This is a genomic window from Streptomyces sp. NPDC034037, from assembly GCF_055575715.1.
Window position 1 is genome coordinate 1 of record NZ_JBVISC010000015.1, and the last position, 21,723, is coordinate 21,723.

Genomic DNA, 21,723 nt, shown 5'->3' on the forward strand with positions numbered 1-21,723 from the left:
CCCGCGGAGCGGGATATGCCCCGGCAAGCCGGGGCATAGAGCACGAATTGCGCAAGCGCAATTCGGATTCCGGCGCAAGCGCCGGAATGGAATTCCGCAAGCGGAATTCCGAACGGAATGCAATTCGCGCAAGCGCGAATTGGAGGCGACCGCGCAAGCGCGATCACCGGGGCTGGCTACGAGGGGGGAGTGCATCACGCGCGGGCCTGTGTAGGGCTTGGGAATCCTAGTCACTACCCCCGCAACGGAAGTGACAGACCGTCGGCCTGATGGGGTGCCGGCCCCATCGCAGTGACGAGTTCCGTTGCGCTCCACCCGAACCCCTCCCCCCACCCTCGAAACCGGCCGCTTACGTTCACCTACCCCGCCAGCATACCCTATGAACCCTGCCCTTGGGGCGGGGTTCAGCCAAGTGTCAGCCTACATGGGGAAGCCGCCGCAAGGATGATGCATCAAGGGTACTGACTGTGTAGAGTCTGGGCCCAGACACCACCACCCCGGCCCGCCACTCACCGCGCCGGACTCTCATTCCTATTACGCGTCGCATTCCGCGAAAAGGAGAACACGGGAATGGCCGTGAAACTGCGTGAACACCAGATTGAGGCCGTAGCCGCCATCGTGCGCGGCCTCGATATCCCGCCGGGCGGCATTCCCTGGAATGGTCTGCGCGGGCAGGTGCACGCCGCGTGCGGCACCGGAAAGACCATCATCGCGGCGGCTTCCGCAAAGCGGATTGTGCCCAAGGGCCGCATTCTCGTGGTGGTGCCGACCCTGGATCTCCTGGCGCAGACCGTGAAGGCGTGGAGCGGCGCCGGGCACAAGGGGCCGGCCGTGATGGTGTGCTCGCCGCTGGACGACCCGGAGCTGTGGCACTTGGGGGTCCGGAGCACCACCAACCCCCTGCAGTTGGCCCTGTGGCACAAGGAGGGGCCGGTGACCATCTACGCCACCTACGCCTCGCTGGGCGTGCTCGTGGAGGCGTTCGAGGGTGCCTACGGGCAGAAGCTCGCCCCGGTGGACCTGGCGGTGGTCGATGAGGCGCACCGGACGTCGGGGTCGATGGGGAAGGCGTGGGCGGACATCCACGACCAGGCGAAGATCCCGGCGCACCGCCGGCTATACCTGACGGCGACGCCCCGGATCTGGGAGGAGCGACTGAACCGCGAGGTCGCCGATGGGGTGCGCGATCCGCTGCCGCGCGAGATGGCGGCCTCCATGGACGACGAGAAGGTCTTCGGCCCGGTCCTCTACAAGCTCTCACTCGCATCGGCGGTGTCCCGCAAGTTGTTGGCGCGGTACCAGATCATCGTCCTGGAGCTCCAGGACCCGGTCGTCACCCCGGACCGGCTGATGGGCGAGGAGCGGCACACCGAGGAGGTCCGCGGGCAGCGCCTCGGAGCGCTCCAGGCCGCGCTGCTGCACACGATGGAGCAGCACAACCTGTCGACGTGCATCACCTTCCACCACCGGACCATAGAGGCCGCGGCGTATGCGGAGGGTCTTCAGCGGGTTGCCAAGCGGCTGCACGCCGACCAGCCCGAGAAGTACCCGGCAGAGATCTGGGCGGACTGGCTGTGCGGCGAGCACGTCCCGGAGCGCCGGCGGGACGTGCTGGGCAAGTTCGGCTCCACCGCCCGGCGGGCGGTCCTGTCGAACTGCCGCGTCCTGGGCGAGGGCGTGGACATCCGGGCCGTGGACTCCGTGGCCCTGCTGGACCCCAAGGGCGCGCCGCACGACATCGTGCAGGCGATCGGCCGCGCGCTGCGGCAAAAGCCCGGACAGGGAAAGCTCGCCTCTTTGATCGTGCCGGTATTTCTCCAACCCGATGAAAGCCCGGAGGATATGTTCACCTCGGGTTCGTACAAGCCTTTGGTGAAAGTGTTGGAAGGTCTGCGGGCTCACGATGAAGAGGCTGTGGAATTGCTGGCGATCCCGCAAGAGCCTCAGAAGGCTTACGCGCAGCCCTCCGAATACATCGGTGCCGCGCCGGGGGATGATGAGGAAGAAACCCGTCTGTTGCTCCGTTTCGCGGCTCCGCGTGATCCGGTGATGGTCGCGAACTGGGTGTCCTTCAACGTGATCGACACGGAACGGCAGGACTGGGCGCGCGGCTGGGCGAAGCTCAAGGAGTACGTCGAGCGGGTCGGGAACGCGAGTGTGCCATACGAGCACAAGGAGGGGGCGTTCCCGCTGGGGACCTGGGTCGCGGAGCAGCGGCGGGCGTACGGGGCCGGGCAGATGAACGGTCGGCGCGCGGCGCGGTTGGAGAAGCTGGGCATGGCCTGGACGGCGGCTGATGCGCGGTTCCAGGAGAACCTGGCGGCGGCCCGGGTCTACTTCGCGGAGCACTGGACGCTGTGCGCTCCGAGGTCGGCGGCCGCGCTGGACAAGCCGATCGGGCAGTGGCTGTCCAACCTCCGCCGTTCCAGCGCGCTGGACGGGCACCCGGAGTGGGAGGCCGCGTTGAAGGAGATCGACGAGGACTGGAACCCGCTGTGGCCCATCGAGTGGCAGCGACACTACGCCGCGCTGCGCGAGCTGGTGCGGGACGAGGAAGGCCCGGCAGAGGTCCTGCCCGGCTTCACCGTGCACGGCATGGACGTGGGTAAGTGGATGGCGAGGCAGCGGCGGCCCGAGGTGTGGGCGGCCCTGGCCGACGGGCAGCGCGAGCGCCTGGAGGCCGTCGGCATCACCCCGCTCGCCGCTCCGGCCCCGGAGCCGGACGCGTCCGCAGAACCGTCCACGGCCCCCGTGAGCGCCTTCGACAGGGGCGTTGCGGCCCTGGCGCAGTACAAGGACCGCACCGGCTCTGTAAAGGTCCCCAGGGGGCACGTAGAGGCGTTGCCGGACGGGACGGAGGTCAAACTCGGGGTGTTCCTGTCCAACACCAAGACCCGCCGGGCCAAGCTGACCGCCGACAAGCTCGCCGCGCTCGCCGGCCTCGGACTGGAGTGGGCGGCGGCGTAGCGGCGCTGCGGCAGCGTGACCTGCGCAAATGTCGGTCAGGTGCGTACGCACCTACGTACGCAAATCGCAGACGGGCAACACGTGGTGCGTTAGAGTGAGACACCGAATTAGTGGGCCTTAGTTGTCGGCGCCCACTGAAAGCGGAGGGGGCCCCGCCGCTGGAACGGCAAGGGCCCCGCACCGTGTCGGGTGCCGTCCCTAGCTTTCTCGAGTAGCTAGGGGCGGCGTCAGTTGCGGTACCACCAGGTGCGGACCATCTGACCTACCCAGAACACGGTCGCCGCCGTCGGAGCGATCCAGAGTCGGATGCTTTTCAGCCTCCGCTTCCAGCGCGCCGATTTTGGCCTCGCATGCTTCCCCATTGAATCCCCTTCGGGGTTGTGGAACCGACACCTTGTTGTCGGGTCCCGGATCCGAGGACCCGACAGCGCGGTCCCCTCCGAAGGTTCTTCACGAGGAAGCGGCTCCAACTTACACGGTGTCGTGCGAGGCCACGGGCGCTCTGGGCAAGGGGAGTTGAGCCTGATGACAGCTGCACCGCCGCTGCCGTCAGCACAGCGTTACCCGGCCGGGCGGCCGGGCCAACTTGATCGAGTGCTCTGGCGTGGAGATGGTTGGCGCTGGCCCAGGTTCTCTTGAGTCCAGCAATCCGGGCGGCCGGGCGGCCGGGTAACCCGCTGTAGGCACAGCCCCGCATGTAATTTGCGGGAAATTTGCGTCAGGTTCCAATCTGTCCGGCACCGGGCCGAGGTCGGCAGGCTCCGGCCTGAGAACTGCGCTCGCAGGAGCAGCTCGGGGGGGTGGCCCCCAGCGCGCATCGTGGAGCCGCCGCAGCTCGGGCGCAAAGGTCGTTGTCCTGGCGCCCGAGCCGTTGTCTAGGCACCCACAAGGTCCAAGAGGTCCTGGAAGCGGCGAGCCACGTACTCATCCGCACAGGCCCGCTTCACGGCGCGATCCTTCTGAAGGCCGCTGACGTCGTCACGGATGATCTCGCGGTCCTCCTTGAACATCTGCTCGATCAGAGGCGCGGCGCTGTTGCTGAAGAAGACCTTGCGGTTACGGCCCATCGTGCCGTAACCGCCCTCTTCGCCGATGTAACACAGGGCCATCCAGCGAACAATGTTCACCCGTACGTCAGGTGGAACCGCGGCGAGTCCGCCGAACTCGGGGAACAGTCGGAGAGCGGGCCCGTGGGAGGCGTGGGCCCTCCAGCTGTGTCCGATCTTCTCTAGGGCCTCCAGCTGGCTGCGGAAGAAAGCAGCTCGTTGAGACTTGCGGAAGTACGGCAGGATGCCGGCTGCATGGGCGACCCGGACCTGAAGCTCGGTCAGCGGCACGCGCCCGACCTTGTCCATCTGGTACTTAGCCAGGTCAACGCGTACACCGTCGCGCGTGCAGGGGGAGATCTCCGTGATGAGGGCGTAGCAGTTCCCTCGGACGAGTTCGGGCTCCGAGTCGCTCAGCGCCATGCTCAGCAGGAATTTAAGGATCTCCAGCTGTCGGGTGTCAGGGGCGTGCTCGTAGTCGGTCAAAAGGTCGGGGTCGGCGGCGACGGGGCCCGAGGCCTGGACGATCTGCTTGACCTCTGAGACGTGGATGAGCGTGATGGGGTCGCGGGAGAGAACCGCGTCGACGCAGGTCTTGAAGATATAGATGCAGTCCTCGATGCCGGCCTCGTACTCGGCGTCCTCGTGCTCCAGGTCGCGGCGGATGTCGTAGGCGCGAGTCATCTTGCGCCACTCGGGCCGGCTCAGCAGCCCCATCCTGTACGACAGATCGATGAGCTTGGCGGTGGAGTAGTTCTCGATGTCTTCGGCACCCCGGTCGCCCCGGTTGATCGGTGGCAGTTTGTGCGCTGCGGCCACTTCGGAGGCGATGTCGATACCGGCAATTTGGACCTTCTCACGGAGGTCTTGGACAGCTGCGTTCAGCAGCCGCTGGCATGCGCTACTTGGATCCACCGGCAGCAGACGACGAACGCGTTCGATCAGTCCCTTGGACTGCCACTGAGGCCGGATCTCCGCCATGATCAGGGGGACTTCGCTATCCGAGATCAGGTCGCTTGCCGGGTGCCGTACTACTTCGCCCACCGAGTCCTCCTTGACCAGTTCACGCGGATCATCTGACGATCGTAGAGACCTGCACGCACCCGCTACCTCCAGATTTACAGCCAGCCAATCTCATGGGTGGACAGCAGCCCGGTGCTTGGTGAGCGCACCAAGCACCGACGCCGTTGGACCGGAGGTGGGGGTGGCGTGACGTTGGCGGTGAGCTGTGGTGGTGAGACCGACGGCAGAACCCCGGGGCGCAGCGCGGCCCGGGGTCCTTCGCTGTCCGGGGCCAGCGGCACCGCTCCCAGGCTCTACACGCACTGAGGTGCGATGCCCGGGGTTCTGAGCTGCGGCATCACACTGGTGTGCGTGTAGGGCCTGGGATCTTCGGGGCGCTCCCCCGGCGAACTACGGGACGACCGGAGCGGGTTCGGTGAGGCGGTCCAGCCGGGTGCAGGAAGCCCGTACGAGCCGGGCGCGGATCCCAGTACAGGTGACGGGCACGGGATCTACCCGCCGAAGACCGCGTTGTATGCCTGCTGGCCTTGCTGGAGGGTCGTAGTCAGGGCAGCCGAGGCGGCCCCGATCTGGGTCAGCCGGCCCATAACGGCGTCGTACGCAGCGCGGACACGTCCAGGCTGGGCGGTCTCGCTGCCAGCCTCCTCATCGAGGACTTCGGCCTCATGGATGAGCTCGGCCTGCTGCGCAGGGTCGAGGCCGTAGGTCGGGGCGAGCTGCTGGACTAGGGCGGCGAACTCGCGCATCGCCCTGGGATCGAAGGCGTTGTTGTGGTTGTGCTGCTCGACCTTGCCCTGTGATCCGGCCACGACGTTCGTGTTGCCGGTAATGCTGTAGTAGTCGCCGGGCCGGGTTCGGTTGAGGTAGTCGCTCACGGTTGCTCCAGAAAGTACGCAGTCGATGCCGTCGATCGTGATGGCCACGGCTGAGCCGGCCATGTCGACGAGGTGGGAGCTGGTCAGTCGCGCGACCGCGTAGTCCACTTCGGTAGCCGACAGATCCTCTCCGGCGAAATACGCTTCGGTCGTGGTCATGAACTGCGCCGGGTCGACATGCCTCCGATCATGGGCGGTGGCGTACAGCCAGCGCAGGAAAGCGTCTGTCGCATAGCGGTGCCGGGCGTCGGGTGAGCTTCGCAGCCGGGCAAGTCGTCGTAGCTCGACCCGCCCGTCAGCGGTCATTCGGTAGGAGTCGTCGGCACCGAACGAGCCCATGGAGTCAACGAGCCCGTCCCGCTCGAGCTCGAGGGCCAAGACGTGCACATCGTCCTTCGGCATACTGACGCGTTCGGCGTAGGCGTCGAGCTCGGCGAACTGGTGCTCTTGATGGTCACCGACCCAGATGAGAAAACGAACGAGCTGCGGGTCCTGTTCGATCCCTACGCCGGTGCTTGCGGAGACTGAGAACCCTTTACCCGTCACTGGCACGGTGACGGGGTATTTCTTCGCCGCACGCTCGTACGCCTTCTGAAGGGCTTTCACGTGCTTCTCAATCGCTCGGTGGTCGATGTCTTGGTTGGCCACTTCGTCCCCTTCGCGTCTTCCTGAACGGAGCATAGGGCGAGGCACTGACAGCCGTAGTCGGTTGCGCAGGGCACCGCCCCCCAAGGGGTTCTACGAGCTGTCCTCGAAGTGTCATCTCCCCTCCACCAGAGGCTGCTTCCGAGGGTCAGCAGCCGCGGGCCGATGCCCTTCGGGTCGGCGTCGATGGCCCACCTCGTCGGCGGCGACCGCGCGGGCGTGCCCGGTGAGCTGGAGGGCGATTTGCTCGTAGTCGCCCGGGGCGAGGTCCGGGTTCTTCCATGCGAGGACGGCGGTGACGAGGGCCTCGTGCGGGGCGCGGTCCAGGGGCAGTTCGGCGTCCATTAGGCCCTCGGGATCGTGGAGCACGGCACAGGCCCCGCTCACCGCAGGCCCGCCGCGTCGCCGGCCTGGCCGTGGTCGCCCCTGTCGGCGTCCGGGTCCGGGTCGGCGAGGAAGCGGGTATAGGCGCGTACGGCGCGCTCCAGCAGCGCGGGTGAAGGCCGGCCGAAGTCGGGCCGCTGGAGGCCGGGTCCGTCGGGTGCGGGTCCGGCGGGTGTGGGTGCGCTTCATGGGCACCGCCTCCGTGTGCTGAGTGGTCGCGTCGGTGGCGTCGACGCTACGGAGGCTTCGGCTCCGTCCTCAACGAGATTGCGGGAAATTGCGGAACTTCACCCCAGGGCGTCGATCGCGGCCCCGATGAGGTCGCGGGCGGCGGCGCCGTAGACGGCCATCTCCGCGAGGCCCGCGAACGCCTTGGCGTAGTCGGCGAGCTCGCGCGGCTGCGTCACCTTGATCTCCGCCGTCAGGGTCTCCACCACGGCCACGGTGTCGTCGTGGAGGTAGAACGCTTCCAGCGGCCACACGGTGCGCTGTGCGGTGAAGGGGATGATGCCTAGCGAGACCGAGGCGAGCGGCATCACGGTCAGGAGGTGGCGCAGCTGCCCGCGCATGGCCTCGGGGTCGGCGGTGCGGAAGCGCAGGACGGGCTCCTCCATGAGCACGACGTAGCGGTGGCCGCCCTCGTAGAGGAACCGGGAGCGCGCGACCCGGGCGGCGACGGCTTCGGAGACGTCGTTCGGCGTGCCCTGGAACGTGGTGATCTGCCCCATGAGGGCGGTGGCGAAGGCCGGCGTTTGGAAGAAGCCCGGGAAGACGTTGGAGACGTAGACCCGGCAGACGCGGGTCCGTTCGTGCAGGGTGTTCAGGTTTTGCTGGAGCTTGCGCATCCCGTCCTTGTGGAGGCGGCGCCACTCCAGGTACATGGAGTCGACGGCGCGGGCGGTGGCGATGAGGTCGTCGGCCTGGTCGTCCGCGCCGCACGCCGAACACCAGGTGCGGATGTCCGCGTCGGAGGGCGGGGCGTCGCCCTTCTGGATGCGGGTGGTCTTCGCCGGGTGCCAGCCGCACAGGGCGGAGAGTTCCTTCCCTGTGAGGCCGGCGCCCTTGCGCAGGTGCTGCAAGCGCACGGCCAGCGCCTCGCGGGCGGCCTGGGCGCTGGACGATGGGGATGTACTCACGGTGCTCTACTCAGTGGGCCTGGAGGGTGTACTTCTCGTGCGGGATGGCGCGCTCCCAGACCGCCTCGAAGGCGGCGTGGCACAGCGCGACGGCGGCCGGGTCGGTGGTGCGTTCCTTGCCGTAGACCCGGTGGCGCAAAAGCTGTTCGGTACCACGGTCCATCCGTTCAGCCGCTGCTGAGAGCCGAGTCTGGTCCTCCGTGCAGTACGCGGGACAGATCGGCGCGGCCGAGGTCGACCAACCCAGCCCCGAGCCGGGCAGCGTGTCTGACGTCGGGTCGTTCTCCTGGGCTGAACGGGCCGACCCACCTCGGCCGGATGACGGCCACGTCCACCGACCACGCCGCGGTACGCACCCCGACGAAGCACTCGTCTTACCCCCGCCCGTTGGCGGATCATTCGTCGCACGGGCCAAATGGCGCGGCCCCGGACGGGTGCGCGGCGGACTTGCGGCGGCGGTAGGCGGTGGCGTTGGCCCGGCTCCCGCACGACAGCTTGTCGCACCAGCGGCGATTGCCCGCGCGCGAACGGTCCAGGAAGAGCCGGGTGCACTCCGTCCCGGCACACACGCGTACGAGACGGCGATCGTCACCGCCGAACAATTCCCCCGCCCTGGTCGCGACCGTGGCCAGGACCTCGTCGACGCCGCCGCGCCGCTCGACCTCGCCCAGCGCCTTGAGGGCCACGACCACCTGAGGGCCGCGGGCGCACTCGCGGATCAGCCGCACGTCGGCCACGGCGGCGTCCGCGCCCTGTTCCGCTGCGACGGCCGTCCGGTAGATGGCCTCGCGCAGCGACCGGGCGCGGTCCAGCCCCGCGCGGGAGACCTGGCCCGGGTGGTCGGTCAGCCCGGCCTGCGTCGCCCATGCGGCGAGGTCCGCCGGCTCCGCCAGGAGCTCGATGGGGTAAGTGGCGCGCCAGCTCACGGTCGCGGCGAAATCCAGGGCCAGGTGATCACTGACGAAGGTGAAGTCCACGACCCCAGTGTGGCGCTCGTCGGCATGGCACGGCAAGATCGTGGAATCATACCCTTGACCGATGACGCAGAGCGGGGCATGCCGGGACGGCTGAACGCCCCGCCGAACCCGTACCGCGGCCACAGCCACGGCCGGGCAGGAGGGCACATGACCACGCATGGCGCACCCGTCACCGCCACTCCCCGGCTGATCCACTACCTGGGGGTGGCCATACCCGCCCGGCTCGCCGCCGAGGGCGCCCGGATCGCCCTCGTCCTGCTCGCGCTGGAGCGGACGCACAGCGCGGGGCTGGGCGGCGCGCTGGTCGCGGCGCTGATGATCCCGCACGTCGTGGCGGCACCGGTCCTCGGCGCCGTGGCTGACCGTGTCCCCCGCCGTCGCCTCTTACATGCCTCGTGCCTGTTCACCTACGGCCTTGGACTCGCCGTCACCGCACTCGCGGTAGGTCGAATACCGGCCGGCTGCACCCTCGCCCTCGTCGCGGCGGCCGGATGCTGCGCACCGCTCGTCACCGGAGGTCTGACCAGCCTCCTCGGCGAGCTGGTTCCGGCCGACCGTCTCAGCAGGGCCTTCAGCATCGACTCCACCTCGTACAACCTCGCGGGTATCTGTGGACCGGCCCTGGCCGCCGCCCTGTCCGCGGCGGCGGGCCCGGCCATCGCTCTGCTGGCACTGGGTGCGGCCGGGGCGGTGGCGGGCCTCGTCATGCTCACGCTGCCGCTGGCCCCCAGGACCGAAGCGATCGGACACGGTGTGCGCCTGCGCCCCGCCGACCTGGTCACCGGACTGCTGGAACTGGTCAGGAACCCACCCCTGCGCGCGGTCACCTGGTCCAGCAGCGCCGGCCAGATCGGCGTCGGCGCGCTGCCCGTACTGACCGCGCTGCTTGCCCGGCAGTACGGCGCCGGGTGGGCTGCGGGCGGCCTGATGACCGCGTTCGCCGTCGGTGGGCTGGCCGGGTCGCTGATCTACGCGGTACGCCCGTGGACCGACACGCACCCCGAGCGTGTGGTGCTGGGCTGCCTGGCGGGGACCGGCCTGCCACTCGCCCTGGCGGCAGCGGAACCGGAACTCAGCGTGACGACAGGGCTATTCGTACTCGCCGGAGCCTGCACCGGTCCCCTCTTCAGCGCGCTGCTCGCCGCCCGGGAACGGTACGCGCCGACCGAGGTCCGTACCCAGATCTTCACCCTGGGTGCCGGGCTGAAGAGCACCGCCGCCGCCGGGGGCGCGGCCGCCGCGGGAGCCCTCAGCGGCGTCGGCACCAGTGCCCTGCTGCTGGCGGTCGCCGCATGCCAGGTCCTCGCCACTCTGCTCGGAGCGGCCCTGCTTACCAACCGCCGCGCCGTCGGCACGCAGCGAGCCGGACAGTACGGGCACCGGCGCGCCAGGGCGAACGCCGGTGATGGTCCGCGCCGGTGAACGAAGGGAAGCAGAACCGGTGAACAGACGGAAGCAGAAGAAGCTGACCCGCCGGCTGGTGTGGGCGGCGGCGGTCGGCGACACGTACACCGTGCGCCGCGTGCTGCGCACCGGCGTTGATCCGGAGCTCCCCGATGCGGACGGCACGACGGCCCTGTACACCGCGTCGGTGCACGGCGCCGCGTCCACGGTGCGGGCCCTGCTGCGGGCGGGCGCTTGCCCCGACCCCGAGAGCTCCGGCCTCACGGACTGCACCCCGCTGTGCGGCGCCGCCGCGTGGGGCCATCTCGCCGCGGTCCGCGAACTCCTCGCCCACGGCGCCGACCCCAACCTCCGCGAACACCACGTGTCGCCGATGAGGGCCTCGTAGTGGGCCTCCTGCTGGTGACGGGCCGCCCCTACCGCGGCGACGTCGTCGTGCTGGTCGCCGCGCGGCGTACCGGTCTGCCCGCAGCCCTCCCGCTCGCAGGTCCAGCGGGACCATGCGCCCCGGACCTTCACCGTGGAGCCCCTGCTGTACCCGGCCATTGCCCCTCTCCCTGGTCTTGGGGCGGCAGTACATCAGCAGCCGCGGCGGCCGGGTGGCGGTTCGCAGGCCTTCGCCCCGAGGGGGTGGCGACGGGGCTGTTGGAGGCCCGGGCGGGTGAATGTTGCCCCTCGCGTACGTGGGCGCGGATCTAGTCGTCCTGAGTGCGAACCCGGACGGAACGCTGCACCACCCCGACCAGGTCGCGGAAGTCTGCCAGCACGAGGGCCTGGCGGCCCTGGTCGCCGCCGACACCCCGCTCGGACCCGAGCAGGCCTCCGCCCGGCTCCGGGTATGCCGTGCCGACGTCGACCACGTGGTGCAGCACGGTTGGGTCTGCTCCCCGCAAGCGAAGCCGCGAACGACCGGCTTTCCGCCTCGCGCAGTACGAGGCCGACGACTCTTGGCGGCCGCGCGAGCTCCGGCTTCATCTCGTGCAGGTTGCCTCCCCCGCCCTGACCGTTCTCCCCATGGTGTGACTCCACTTCAGTGACGACTTCTCACAGGTACTGCTGCTGAATCCAGTACCCGAGCAGGCCGGACGCGGCGGTACCCAGGCCGTAGCAGAGCCCCCGGAAGATGTGGGTTGCGGCGGTGCGGCGCAGCCGGTGCAGCCGTTTGCGGGTAGTGAGCGCACGTGGTGTACCGGTGGGCGGGTGGCCGTCCGGTTTGGCGCGCGGGGTGGAGAGTTCGGCGGGGGTGGCGGGGTTTTGGGGAGGGGTGGTCATCGGGTGCTCCTTGTTCTGGGCATGGGTGAGGCCCGCGTGGCCGCAGCGGCGTGATGGAGATGAAGAAGGAAGGGGCGCGGCTGGGTCAGCGGGTGAGCGGGGTTGTGTAGCAGTGGGGTGGGGCCGGCAGAGGGACCAGCTGGTCCGGGGGTTCGTTTATCGGGTCAGTTCGGCGGGGTCGCGCATCATGAAGTCGCGGATTTCTGCTTTCCAGGGGACGGGGCGGGCGAGGCCTTCGGCGATGCGGGGCTCACCTTGGACGGGGCGGGGCAGGTGGTGTTCGGGGTGGTAGTGGAGTAGTCGGGCGAAGGCTCGCCAGGCGCGTGCCCGGGCGGGGGCTTGGGTGTGGGTGTCGTCCAGGGCGTGGTAGACGGCTAGGAGGTGGGCGGCCAGCGGGTCGCCGACGCCGGCGGCGAAGGCCCACCAAAACAGGGCGCTTTCGGTGCGGTCGATGCAGTACAGCAGGCAGGCGAAGGTGCGGGCGCCGGCCGGGTTGTAGTCGCGGTCGAAGAACAGCATGTGGTCGAAGTCGTCGCTGCGCAGCACTGTTTCGCAGGTCAGGCGCAGGTAGGCGCGTACGACTTGGGGGTGGGCGGTGGGGTCGTGGGTGATGATCGGGGTGGGGCGGCGGCGCCGGGTGCGGCGGGCGAGGGGCCGTGCGATGCCGGAGGGGCGCAGGGTGTAGGCGGAGGGCGTGGCTGCCGGTGCCCCCGTTCCGGTGGCGCGGGGCGGTGCGGGGGTGGTTTCACGCTGGATGCGTGGGGGGCGGGCGGATTGTTCGGCGACGCGCGCGGCCAGGCGGCGCAGGAAGTCGTGGGTGTCATGGGTGCTGACCATGTCGGTGACGGCCCGTGCCTCGGCCTTGAGGGCGTCGATGACCTCTGTGCAGCCCCTTTCGGCGGGCTCGTCGTCCGGCACGTCGTGGGCCGGGCGGCCGGGCCCGCCGGAAGCGGATGCGGGCGCAGACGCGGGCGAGTGTGCGGGTGTGGGGGTGGTGTGGTCGCCGGTGGTAGTGGTGTCGGTGTCCGGATGGGACTGCTGCGTGGTGGTGCTGCGCAGCGGACGGTCGGTCATCAGGAATCCCCTTTCCCCGTGTTGGGGAGGTCCATGAAGTGCTTGAGGTTCTTGAGGCCCTTGCAGACGTTGGTGCGGACGGCTCCTTCGCTGATGTTCAGACGGGCGGCGACCTCGGCGGTGGTGAGGTCCTCGGTGAAGCGCAGGCGGATGCACTCGGCCTGCTGGGGAGCACGAGCCTGCAGGCGGCTGAGGGCCTGTTCGAGGCGCTCGTAGCCGCGCAGGGCGAGCAGGTCGTCGACGGTGACGGGCTCGGTATACGCAAGGTCGGTGAAGGAGACCTCCGGGACGCGGCGGGCCTGCTGGCGGTAGAAGTCGGAGCGCGCGGCCTTCAGCATTGTGCGGGCCAGAGCTATGGGATTGCTGTGGACCTTGATACGGGGCCACTTACGGCACATGTTCACCGCGGCGTTCATCAGGATCTCGTCGGCGTCCTCCAGACAGCGGGTCCAGCTGATGGCCGTACGCAAGAACTCGTCCTTGTGCTGGGCGAAGAAGCGGACGAAGTCCTCGTCCTGGGCCGGCTGGGCCAACGGGAAGTCCTGCTCGGGAAAGTCGTTCACCGGGCCCCCTGACAACACGGTCCTGCCGCGGCCGCGCAGGCGGCGCGGACGGCGCCACGCGGGCCGGGACAGTCGTCGCAGCGGGCCTGCAGCGAGCGCAGCAGTGCCGACGGAGAGGGCGAGCACGAGGCGACGGCGGCCTGCGGCGTGCGGAGCGGCGGGCCGGAGCGGTGCCCCGGCCAAGTCGCGGGCGCGCCCGAACACAGGCCGCGCCTGCCGGAGACGGCGGACCGGGCCGCGGGCGGCCGGCCGGGGCTGGGCCGGTCGGCCCGCCTGATGCTGAGGTGCCCCACGGACACTCCTTTTCCTACCAAATGGGTTGCTCGGCTGCCGCGTTGGCGGGCCGGGCGAGCGGATGCTCTTCACCCACCAAACCGCTCAACCTTGGCCGCTTGTTAACTCAACAGACCATCTTCTTAGCGGAGCGTGAACGCCCGAAGGCGTTTACAGCGCGTGACCTGCACCCCGGCCATTAGCACGTGATGCACATCACACACGCGTGCGCATCCGCACATGCGCCCCCGCCGCCCGCACGGCGCACCACCGGCGCACCACGCGCCCCCATCACAGGTCAGCCCGTGACCAACGGCCCGGAAGCCGATACTCCAGGCCTGCTCCGCAGAAGATTTTCCGTTTGCGTTCGTATCTGTTCGTATCCGAACAGAAGTGACTGCACGTAGCGCACGACGCTCGGCCAACCTGCCGCGCCAAGAAATCGCAGTCGATGTTCGGGTCGAGGCGGCGAGGACCAGGCGCTCAAGATCGTCCGGCTCCAGCGCTTCTCCCGCGCCCTGCACGCCCGGTCAATACCGCGGGTCGGCGGACCACTCCCGTGCCATCCGGACGGGCGTACACCTTTCGCGTACACGAGCGCAGTCCTAGCGGAGCGCGTCCAACTTGCGCGCCTTTAAAGGGTCTTGACAGCTTTTCATGTTTTCTGTCATGTTCTGTCCCGTCGCTTCCGGCGGACGAGCGAGAGGTGATCTCATGCACCGAACCGAGTACGACGCGGGGCAGGCCGCCAAGCGCCTTAAGCCTGTGCTTTGGCTTCCTCGCTACCTCTACATGAGGGTTGTCGGACCTGCGGCGACCCCCTGTCCACCGCTCCTGACCTGCGGAAACGTCCGGCCCGTGGTGACGGGGCACGGAGGGGGTGATGGAGGGGCCCACGGAGGGGGCCTGTTCGGTCCGGTCAAGGGGCTGCTCGGGATCGCCGGCGGTCGCCAAGGGATGCTCCTGGAGGTGGGGCGGGCCTCTCCCGCCATTCACCTCGTACAGGTGTGGAGTTCGGGCTTCGTGTGACGCCGACCTCGAAAAACCTCTCCGTCGTGACCGCATCGTGATCAAGCCAGGTGTCCTGTGACGTCGAACTGGACCGCTTGTCAGTGAACTTGGATGGCCAGGCATGATCACGCCATGGACCAAGCGGAGCAGTTGACACGGGCCGCCGAGGATGGTGACGCGGCTGAAGTGGCACGGGCGCTGAGCGAGGGTGCTGAGGTGGACACCCCGAACGTGGCTCGGCGTACCGCACTGGATCTCGCGGGGCGGGAGGGGCATGCCGAGATCGTCCGGTTACTGCTCGCGGCGGGGGCGGACCCGCAACAGCGAACAGGCGAGTGCGACGAGACGACGCCTCTGTGCCAGGCAACGATGCACGGCCACACAGAAGCGGTCAGGGCCCTTCTCGATGCCGGTGCCCCCATCGGCGCCCAAGGCAGGCTGGGTTACGTGCCGATAGTGCTGGCGGCGACGTCGGGAGACCACGGCCACCCGCAGACTGTGGACCTGTTGTTGAACCATGGGGCGGACATCGATGCGGTGATGAAGGACAGGACGCCTCTGGAGTGGGCGGCCCTCTTCGGACAGGTGCAGATGGTGCACCATCTGCTCGCTCGCGGCGCAACACCAACGGGGAAGGCACTGAGGGAGGTACACCACCGCGTGCAGCGGTTTCCGCAGACTGCGGAGCGCTACGCGCTCATCATCGATGCCCTGCATGCCGCCGGTGTCGAGGGTTGAACCTCCCGTGGTCCGACAACGGTCGGCTTCTGCTCGCGAGCGGAGGCCTCCGGTACGGATCAAGGGGCCGTGGAAGGCCTGGAGTATCCCATCTGCCCGTACCTCGCCGTTGTAGCATCGAGGCTCTCCAGAGCTGCGCTACGGCCGCGCGCCTCCAGCATCATGACCGCAGTGCAGATCGCGAGGGCGTGCACCCGGTCCAGCGGTATCAGGCCCTCCACCGCCGCGGTGAGACCCATCTCCCCCGTGGCGACCTGACGTACGGCCGTCATCACCGCCAGCTCAGTCTCCAGCGGTGCAAGTGCCCCCATCCCGTCAAGCTCCCGCACCGACATAGACGGCTCCCCCAGCTCACCGAAGAGCGCGTCGTGATCAAGAATCAGCCATGTCAGAACGCGCTCCAGCTGGGGGATGTCCAAGCCCGCAAGGCACCGCGCGACCTGACCCCGCTCTTGAGACAGATAGGCCCGGGTGAGATCAGCCGCCCGCCACATCGCGTGGATCAGCCGCAGGTCCTCAGATTCCGTCATCCACCCCTTCTAACGAACTCGCGGATGCGGGGGTGGGCTTCCAGCCTGATTCACCCATACAGGCACCAGGACAAAGGCCTCGCCGTCCAACTTCGACGGCAGACAGACCAGACTTCTGGCCACCGGACAAACCGGGAGGGGGGACCGTCGTCCCCCTCAGTGGATCCGGGCGTCGTCGGTGCACACCACCGCACCGGGCGCGCACCACCGAGTCCACTCAGTGGCCGGCCTCCCGGCCGCGGTGTGGTCCGGGTTGCTGTGGGCGGTGCGCCTGCTGGTCGGCCGAGCGCACCGGGCGCACCGGGTCGGCGTCGGCCTGTGCGATGTCGCGGGCGCGGGAGTCGTTGACCATCTTGGTGGCCGCCTCCTGGATGCGGCGCAGTCGGTCGGCGGTGAGATCGAGGGCTTCGACGTCCGTGCGGGACTTCCGCAGGGCCCGCAGCGCCGTCATGTCGATCGCGTCCCCGCGGCCGGCCTTCGGCTCCTGGTCGTCGTGCTCGGGGTCGGCCGGCTCGGGCGCGAGCAGCTGCTCGGGCATCGCCACCTGCTGGTGGGCGACGACGTCGTACGCCCGGTCCCTCACGGCGGCGGCGGTGTTGGTGGTGCGCAGCTTCTCCCGCACCACCGCACCGGCGAGGACGGCACGGTCGTACTGGAGCGGGATGCGGGGAATCTCCCACTCCCCCGCGTCCTGGCCCGGCGGCCGGAGCGCAGCCGGCTCGCCGGGATCGGTCGGGGGCTGCCGGTCCGGGTCAGGTGCGGGAGTGGGTGGGCGGGGCCGGGCGGGGAGGTCGGCCAGGTCCCACCGGGCGGTGTAGAGGCGGTAGTCCGCCAGCAGGCCGATGGTGGTCTTCGGCTCGCTGATGTCCAGGCAGTGGTTGGAGATGGCGGCGGCCACGATCTCCTCGTCCAGACCGGGGTCGCGGCGGCGGCCGCGCAGGACCAGGGCGAGGTGGCGGCGGGCTTCGGCGAGCAGGTGCCGGCGGTGGAAGCGGCCACCCTCGTTCATCACGAACACGGTCGCGGTGACGTCGACGGCCGCCAGCGCTATGTCGACCACGGCCGCGACGCGGGCCCGGATCGCGGCGGCCGCAGCGCGGGCGTGCTCGATGAGGTTGGTGATGACGTCGGCGGCGACCTTGGAGGTGAGGATCGCGCTCACCTTCCACCAGGCGCGCAGCTGCGCGAGCGGCTGGGTCTTCTAGGGCGGGCGGGTCTTGCGGGCGGCGACGGCGTGCATCTTGGCGCGGGCCCGCTCGGAGACCACGGGCAGGAACTTCAGCTCGCCGTCGTCGTCGACGGCGGTGACGTACTCGTGCTCCAGCTCGGCTAGGCAGACGGCGATCTGGTCGCTGCGCCGGGCGGTCCAGCGGATCAGCTCGTGCGGCACCCCGGCGATCTCCATCACCGGCCGGCGCCCCGGGGTGACGATGCGCGGCTCGGTCGCCAGCCCCAGCGCCTCGCAGGTCTCGGAGGCCACGAGCTCGTTGTAGAGCGAGGAGGCCGCCACGGTGTTCTCGTGCAGGGCCGTGGTGTGGATCGAGCCCCACTTCCCGTCCATGCGCTGCCCCTTCACCGACAGCAGCAGATGGTCATGCAGAAGGGCCGGCCCGACCTCGCCTCGTAGTGGCGGAAGCGGGCGGCGACCAGACCGCCGGGCGGCCTCACCCGGTAGATGCCGTCCTTGCCGTAGCGGATCACCGCGACCTCGTACTCGAAGGTAGTAGCGGTGTCGCTTCCGCCGCGTCGTCCTGGACACCTTCGTCCCCGACCTCCGCGCTGGCCGGACCTTCCGCCCCGGCTTACGGATCAAGGCGGTGCGCCGCGCGCCGGGCGTCTACGAACTCACCTGGCCCATGGGCTACGGACCTGCAGGACGCGCCAACTGGGAGTACGGCCCGTCGAAACGACCCGGCACCCCGCACTGGTGGTCTCTTGGGTGAGCGACGCGGCGAAGACACTGGTGTTGCCAACGCAGCAGGCCGAGGCTGGCGACCGCTTCTCCCGGTCGCCAGCCTCGGCCTGCTGCGATCTATGAAATGCCTTCCATTCGTTCAAAGAACAGGCAACAAAGAGCCCTATCTACCACTAGCTAGGCATGCGTCTTCCTCCGGTGTCCATGTCATTCCTCGATCTACCTGCAGTGCGGCAACTGTGGATCGAGCTGTGTTTTGCGCTGTATCACGCAGTCCTTGCACTGCTCCCTCCCGACTCAGTCGTGCGGCGAGATCACCGGGATCCTCCGGGCCTGTCGGAGCAGCAGCTGTGGCCCGCTGCTCGGGCCTGCATCCCAGTGCTGCCCCCACGCGTTCTGGCTGCAGTTCCTCGATCCCGTGCAGCTGCAGGGAGTTGCAGTGCCTGGACTGGGAGGATGGATTGGGCGGCGTCGTCTCCCGCAACGCCTCCTCCTGCAGCAGTTCCACGTAGTCAATGGCGTCGGCGTCCCCGAGAGCCGCCGCCAGCTTCCACCAGCACAGTGCTGCTTCTTCCTCGTCCAGCAGTTCCAGCAGCTCGGCCCCGCGTCTGGCTTGAGCCCCAGTGACGGCGTGCTCCAAGTGAAGGATCTCCCACAACTCCTCTTCCGGACGGCATCCGTACGTCCGGGGAGGAGGGATGTCGCTCTCCTGCCCATGCCCGCATACGCGGGGATAGGAGGCGCGGCGATCGGTGGCCTCCGGTTCATCCCCGCATGCGTGGGGATGAATGCCGGGGCGGCCGGCCGCCTGGTGGCGGCCGACCGTCTCGCTCAATTCGTCTTGTATGGATGCCCGCCCGCTGGACAGCAAGGACACCCAGCGGTCGATGAGCAGCTGGAGCAAATCAGCCGCTACGCGGTCGAGGCGGTGCAATTCGTCGACGATGAGCAAATCCCCGTACTTCACGCGACCACCTCCTTGTGAATCTGCTGTGCCTGGACTTTGAGGTTCTTCTTAGCCAGGCGCAGGTACCTGATCACGGACTCGGGTTTAATGCCCAAGTATTGAGCGACTTCGTCCTTGCCCATCTGTTTCCAGAACATAAGTTGCACAACCTGGCGCTGCCGCAGGGGCAGCGTCTCTATGAGGCCGTTCACCCCGGCCGCCACCTGGCGGTAGGCGTAGGCGAGCACTGCTTCTTCGGGGGTCTCCTCCTCGGACTCCTCCCGTGCCAGCGGGACCGTGAGCCCCTTCGGGATCACCTTCCGGCCGTAACTGCGGTAGTAATCCTTGGTCATGTTCTCGATCGCCTTGCGCATGTACTGCACAAGCGCGTCCGGATCACCAGGGATCTCCAGGTCCCGGGCGACGCGCCGAAGCACCTTGGCATAGACGTCCTGGAGAACGTCGGCGGCGAGATGCGGGTCACCGGCCGTGCGCCATTCGGCACATTTGAGGAGATCCGGGTGGTGCTCCTCGACCGTGGCCTCAAATACGGTGCGTGAAAGGGACGCTGGGCCGAGCGTTCCCGCTGCAGGATTTGGTGTCGTCACCGCACCGACCCACGCGAGTAGGCCAAGAAACGCGGCAACGGCGTTCGCGCTTGCCAGGCCCGCCTGCCGTCCAGGACAGTCACCGTCGTCCCCGCAGGCGCGGCGGTAGTGACGGTAGTGATCGTCGCCCGGCGCTCGCGCTCCAGAAGGATCTGCAGCCATCCGGTCACACACAACCAGACCGCCGGGGCCAGCGTCCTCGTCACGACGGTGAGGAACGTCAAGGTAGCCAGGACCGCCACCTCGCCGCCGTGCGGGAAGTCTTGCCAAGCCATAGGGACTCGGCTCCTTTCGGGGAATAAGGAGAGGGCGGGGACCCTCTCGCTTAGTACACGGAGCAAGAGCCGAAACACGGATGTTCGTGGGGCACACGTTATGCGTGATCCCTCTCATCTGCGGTGATGCGGGGTGCTGTCGCGCTTCGCGTGACCTGAGCACATCAAACATAGAGACGCCCAACAGCTCCGATGTCAGCCGCCAGCGGGCCGTACCGATGCCCTGGAAACCGGGCCCAAGCCCGCGCCGCCTCGTGGGCTGTACGAAACGGGCGCGGTCACTGCGGCGGCGGTCGACTCCCTCTCCCTCGTCGCCCGCGATGCCCAGAAGTCGGCGGGCGTCACGGTCGCGGTCATCACGGCGGCGAGGGCCTGTGCAAGCTGCCGGGACAGGGCCGCGTCGGCGATGTAGTCATCCAGGCCGCGAAATGCCGGAGCGTTCGGTGAGCATCGCCAGGATCTCGCTGCGGGCGGCGTCGACGGCCCGGTGCTCGGTGTCGGAGATGATGCCGAGGCGCCGCACATGGGTGTACTCGTCTTCGTCCTTCCACTCCCAGCGGGTGAGGTCGGGCGCGACGACCAGGTCCACGGTGAGGTCGACGGTGTCGAACCCGGCCTCGGTGCGGCGGGTGGGGCGCTCGAAGTTGACGTACCAGTTCCGCAGGCGGCGCTCGTCCCCTCCGATCCCGCCCGGCGGGCGTTCGCGGCCACCGCACCCGCCCGGCGGACACCGCCAGGGCCATGTAAATGCTGCGCGGCACCCCCGCCACACGCGCCTCACCGACACCGGAAACCGCCAGCAGACGCCTTCAACGCCAACGAGTGCACATCTACGTACCGCTCCCCCACCGACCGGCTAAAGACGCCGCCCCCTGCACCCGTCACCCACTCTCCGCCCCCGGCAACCGCCGGGGGCTTCTTGCTGCCTGGAGGACCGACGTGCCGACCTATGAGACCCTGCCGCGCTTCGCCGCCGACCTGGACCGCCTCACCCCGGAACAGCGCCGCCGCTTCCGCCAGACCGTGGCGGCCTTCGTCGAGGACCTGCGCACCGGAGGCCGCTTCCGCGCTGGCCTCCGCATCAAGCGTGTCCAACGAGCGCGGGGCATCTACGAGCTCACCTGGTCCATGGGCACCGGCCCCGCAGGACGCGCCACCTGGGAGTACGGACCCGAGCACCGTCCCGGCACCCCATACGTCATCTGGCGCCGCATCGGCACCCACGACGTCCTCAGCGGCCCCTGAGCAGAGCCCTGTTGACGTCGTGCGGGACGTACCGCCGCTTGACCTGGAATGTCGGCGTGAAGCTTCAGGCCGGCCACCTTGCTGCTGCTCCAAGCTGTCGGCGGGGACATGCTCGCTCACCGCTGCACACGCGCGGGTGGCGATGCCTGGCCGCGGTATGGCTGGGGTCAGGCACCGTCACCTCGGGGTGGCCCTTGCCGACTAGGGTGTGTCCACCAGCACGCGGCCACCAGTCGGGCTGTATGCCGCGGCGCCGCCCGCGTACGCGTTCTCGACCCGCGCGCGTTCGGCCGTGTCGGGCACCGCGTTACGGCAGCCCGTACCGGCGCTGGAGCCCGACATCAGCTGTGAGCAGGGGCCGGGCTTGGTGTCCGGCAGGCCCAGGTTGTGGCCGAGTTCGTGGGCGACGATGCGGGTCTTGTCGTAACCCTGGGAGACCGCCTGACTTCCCAGTTCGACCCTGCCCCGGCCGCCCGGCCGGACCGGTCCGAGCGTGGCCTGCGGCCAGCCGGTGGTGGCCACGATCTGGATTTCCGCTCGGCTGCCAGGGGCGGCTTTGACCAGCTTGATGTTGCCGACGTTGCCGTTCCACGAGGCGACCCCGGCAGAGATCGCCTGCTCCCAGCCTGCCGCTCGGCTGGCGTCATAGCGGAGCGTGACCTGTGCGGCCACGCGCTTCGACCTGGTGGGCTCGGCCGTGGACACGGCGTGCGCCGCCGGGACCGCGGTCAGCAGCATCCCTGCCGCGGCGCCGGCTATACCCAACCGTAGAAAGTGCACCATCACTGTCCTTTCACACGTAGGGGTTCTCGGACC

Annotated in this window: 21 protein-coding genes and 2 pseudogenes; 5 read left to right on the forward strand and 18 right to left on the reverse strand. The window is 68.9% G+C overall.

What is annotated here, in order from left to right:
• Positions 1–570 precede the first annotated feature (570 nt).
• Positions 571–2,967 carry a helicase associated domain-containing protein gene (locus ACZ516_RS33205; RefSeq protein WP_469013407.1) on the forward strand — a complete coding sequence of 799 codons (2,397 nt, stop codon included), beginning with the start codon at positions 571–573 and terminating at the stop codon, positions 2,965–2,967.
• An 875-nt stretch (positions 2,968–3,842) separates the two neighbouring features.
• Here the strand turns inward: ACZ516_RS33205 and ACZ516_RS33210 are convergent.
• The 6 genes and pseudogenes from ACZ516_RS33210 to ACZ516_RS33235 all read right to left on the reverse strand — a co-directional run bounded on the left by ACZ516_RS33210 (position 3,843) and on the right by ACZ516_RS33235 (position 9,053).
• Complete coding sequence (locus tag ACZ516_RS33210) at positions 3,843–5,057, reverse strand: hypothetical protein (protein ID WP_469013408.1); 1,215 nt, start codon at positions 5,055–5,057, stop codon at positions 3,843–3,845.
• Positions 5,058–5,527: 470 nt separating this feature from the next.
• Positions 5,528–6,559 carry a hypothetical protein gene (locus tag ACZ516_RS33215; RefSeq protein ID WP_469013409.1) on the reverse strand — a complete coding sequence of 344 codons (1,032 nt, stop codon included), beginning with the start codon at positions 6,557–6,559 and terminating at the stop codon, positions 5,528–5,530.
• 195 nt (positions 6,560–6,754) lie between these two features.
• Positions 6,755–6,901 (reverse strand): annotated as a pseudogene (locus ACZ516_RS33220) (restriction endonuclease); the annotation flags it as partial.
• 326 nt (positions 6,902–7,227) lie between these two features.
• On the reverse strand, positions 7,228–8,076 hold the full coding sequence (locus ACZ516_RS33225) for a helix-turn-helix domain-containing protein (RefSeq protein ID WP_469013412.1): 849 nt from the start codon (positions 8,074–8,076) through the stop codon (positions 7,228–7,230).
• Between the two features lie 10 nt (positions 8,077–8,086).
• Positions 8,087–8,197: pseudogene (locus tag ACZ516_RS33230) on the reverse strand (DUF6879 family protein); the annotation flags it as partial.
• A gap of 274 nt (positions 8,198–8,471) precedes the next feature.
• Positions 8,472–9,053, reverse strand: coding sequence for a CGNR zinc finger domain-containing protein (locus tag ACZ516_RS33235; RefSeq protein WP_469013413.1), 582 nt, complete (start codon positions 9,051–9,053; stop codon positions 8,472–8,474).
• Positions 9,054–9,200: 147 nt separating this feature from the next.
• Here ACZ516_RS33235 and ACZ516_RS33240 point away from each other — a divergent pair, with 147 nt between their 5' ends.
• Together ACZ516_RS33240 and ACZ516_RS33245 are read left to right on the forward strand one after the other, a co-directional pair.
• Entirely contained in the window at positions 9,201–10,475 is a 1,275-nt protein-coding gene (locus ACZ516_RS33240) for an MFS transporter (protein ID WP_469013414.1), read from the forward strand.
• A 19-nt stretch (positions 10,476–10,494) separates the two neighbouring features.
• On the forward strand, positions 10,495–10,845 hold the full coding sequence (locus tag ACZ516_RS33245; RefSeq protein ID WP_469013417.1) for an ankyrin repeat domain-containing protein: 351 nt from the start codon (positions 10,495–10,497) through the stop codon (positions 10,843–10,845).
• A gap of 307 nt (positions 10,846–11,152) precedes the next feature.
• On the opposite strand, the gene ACZ516_RS33250 is transcribed toward ACZ516_RS33245, so the two are convergent.
• The 4 genes from ACZ516_RS33250 to ACZ516_RS33265 form a co-directional block, all read right to left on the reverse strand.
• Positions 11,153–11,329: a hypothetical protein gene (locus tag ACZ516_RS33250; protein WP_469013418.1), complete on the reverse strand. Its 177-nt coding sequence runs from the start codon at positions 11,327–11,329 to the stop codon at positions 11,153–11,155.
• Positions 11,330–11,501: 172 nt separating this feature from the next.
• The gene (locus tag ACZ516_RS33255; RefSeq protein WP_469013420.1) at positions 11,502–11,729 is read right to left on the reverse strand and encodes a hypothetical protein; all 228 of its coding nucleotides are present in this window, start codon (positions 11,727–11,729) and stop codon (positions 11,502–11,504) included.
• A gap of 156 nt (positions 11,730–11,885) precedes the next feature.
• Entirely contained in the window at positions 11,886–12,803 is a 918-nt protein-coding gene (locus ACZ516_RS33260) for a hypothetical protein (RefSeq protein WP_469013421.1), read from the reverse strand.
• Positions 12,803–13,366 (reverse strand): RNA polymerase sigma factor, encoded by a 564-nt coding sequence (locus ACZ516_RS33265; RefSeq protein ID WP_469013423.1) that lies wholly within the window; start codon positions 13,364–13,366, stop codon positions 12,803–12,805. Before ACZ516_RS33265 ends, ACZ516_RS33260 begins: the two co-directional genes overlap by 1 nt.
• Before the next feature lie 1,416 nt (positions 13,367–14,782).
• Between ACZ516_RS33265 and ACZ516_RS33270 the strand changes: the two genes are divergently transcribed.
• Complete coding sequence (locus ACZ516_RS33270) at positions 14,783–15,388, forward strand: ankyrin repeat domain-containing protein (RefSeq protein WP_469013425.1); 606 nt, start codon at positions 14,783–14,785, stop codon at positions 15,386–15,388.
• A 59-nt stretch (positions 15,389–15,447) separates the two neighbouring features.
• Here the strand turns inward: ACZ516_RS33270 and ACZ516_RS33275 are convergent, their stop codons facing one another.
• The 7 genes from ACZ516_RS33275 to ACZ516_RS33305 all read right to left on the reverse strand — a co-directional run bounded on the left by ACZ516_RS33275 (position 15,448) and on the right by ACZ516_RS33305 (position 20,449).
• Positions 15,448–15,918: a hypothetical protein gene (locus ACZ516_RS33275; RefSeq protein WP_469013426.1), complete on the reverse strand. Its 471-nt coding sequence runs from the start codon at positions 15,916–15,918 to the stop codon at positions 15,448–15,450.
• A 217-nt stretch (positions 15,919–16,135) separates the two neighbouring features.
• Positions 16,136–17,080: a hypothetical protein gene (locus ACZ516_RS33280; protein ID WP_469013428.1), complete on the reverse strand. Its 945-nt coding sequence runs from the start codon at positions 17,078–17,080 to the stop codon at positions 16,136–16,138.
• 39 nt (positions 17,081–17,119) lie between these two features.
• On the reverse strand, positions 17,120–17,479 hold the full coding sequence (locus ACZ516_RS33285) for a relaxase domain-containing protein (protein WP_469013430.1): 360 nt from the start codon (positions 17,477–17,479) through the stop codon (positions 17,120–17,122).
• Between the two features lie 11 nt (positions 17,480–17,490).
• On the reverse strand, positions 17,491–17,619 hold the full coding sequence (locus ACZ516_RS33290) for a hypothetical protein (RefSeq protein ID WP_469013431.1): 129 nt from the start codon (positions 17,617–17,619) through the stop codon (positions 17,491–17,493).
• A 377-nt stretch (positions 17,620–17,996) separates the two neighbouring features.
• A complete protein-coding gene (locus tag ACZ516_RS33295) occupies positions 17,997–18,800 on the reverse strand; it encodes a hypothetical protein (protein ID WP_469013434.1) in 804 nt (267 codons plus the stop codon).
• Positions 18,797–19,549, reverse strand: coding sequence for an RNA polymerase sigma factor (locus ACZ516_RS33300; protein ID WP_469013436.1), 753 nt, complete (start codon positions 19,547–19,549; stop codon positions 18,797–18,799). The genes ACZ516_RS33295 and ACZ516_RS33300 overlap by 4 nt, the downstream gene beginning before the upstream one ends.
• 525 nt (positions 19,550–20,074) lie before the next feature.
• Positions 20,075–20,449 (reverse strand): ribonuclease FAU-1 family protein, encoded by a 375-nt coding sequence (locus ACZ516_RS33305; protein ID WP_469013438.1) that lies wholly within the window; start codon positions 20,447–20,449, stop codon positions 20,075–20,077.
• Positions 20,450–20,601: 152 nt separating this feature from the next.
• Here ACZ516_RS33305 and ACZ516_RS33310 point away from each other — a divergent pair, with 152 nt between their 5' ends.
• Positions 20,602–20,907: a hypothetical protein gene (locus ACZ516_RS33310; protein ID WP_469013440.1), complete on the forward strand. Its 306-nt coding sequence runs from the start codon at positions 20,602–20,604 to the stop codon at positions 20,905–20,907.
• A 201-nt stretch (positions 20,908–21,108) separates the two neighbouring features.
• Here the strand turns inward: ACZ516_RS33310 and ACZ516_RS33315 are convergent, their stop codons facing one another.
• Positions 21,109–21,690: a snapalysin family zinc-dependent metalloprotease gene (locus ACZ516_RS33315; RefSeq protein WP_469013442.1), complete on the reverse strand. Its 582-nt coding sequence runs from the start codon at positions 21,688–21,690 to the stop codon at positions 21,109–21,111.
• Positions 21,691–21,723 lie beyond the last annotated feature (33 nt).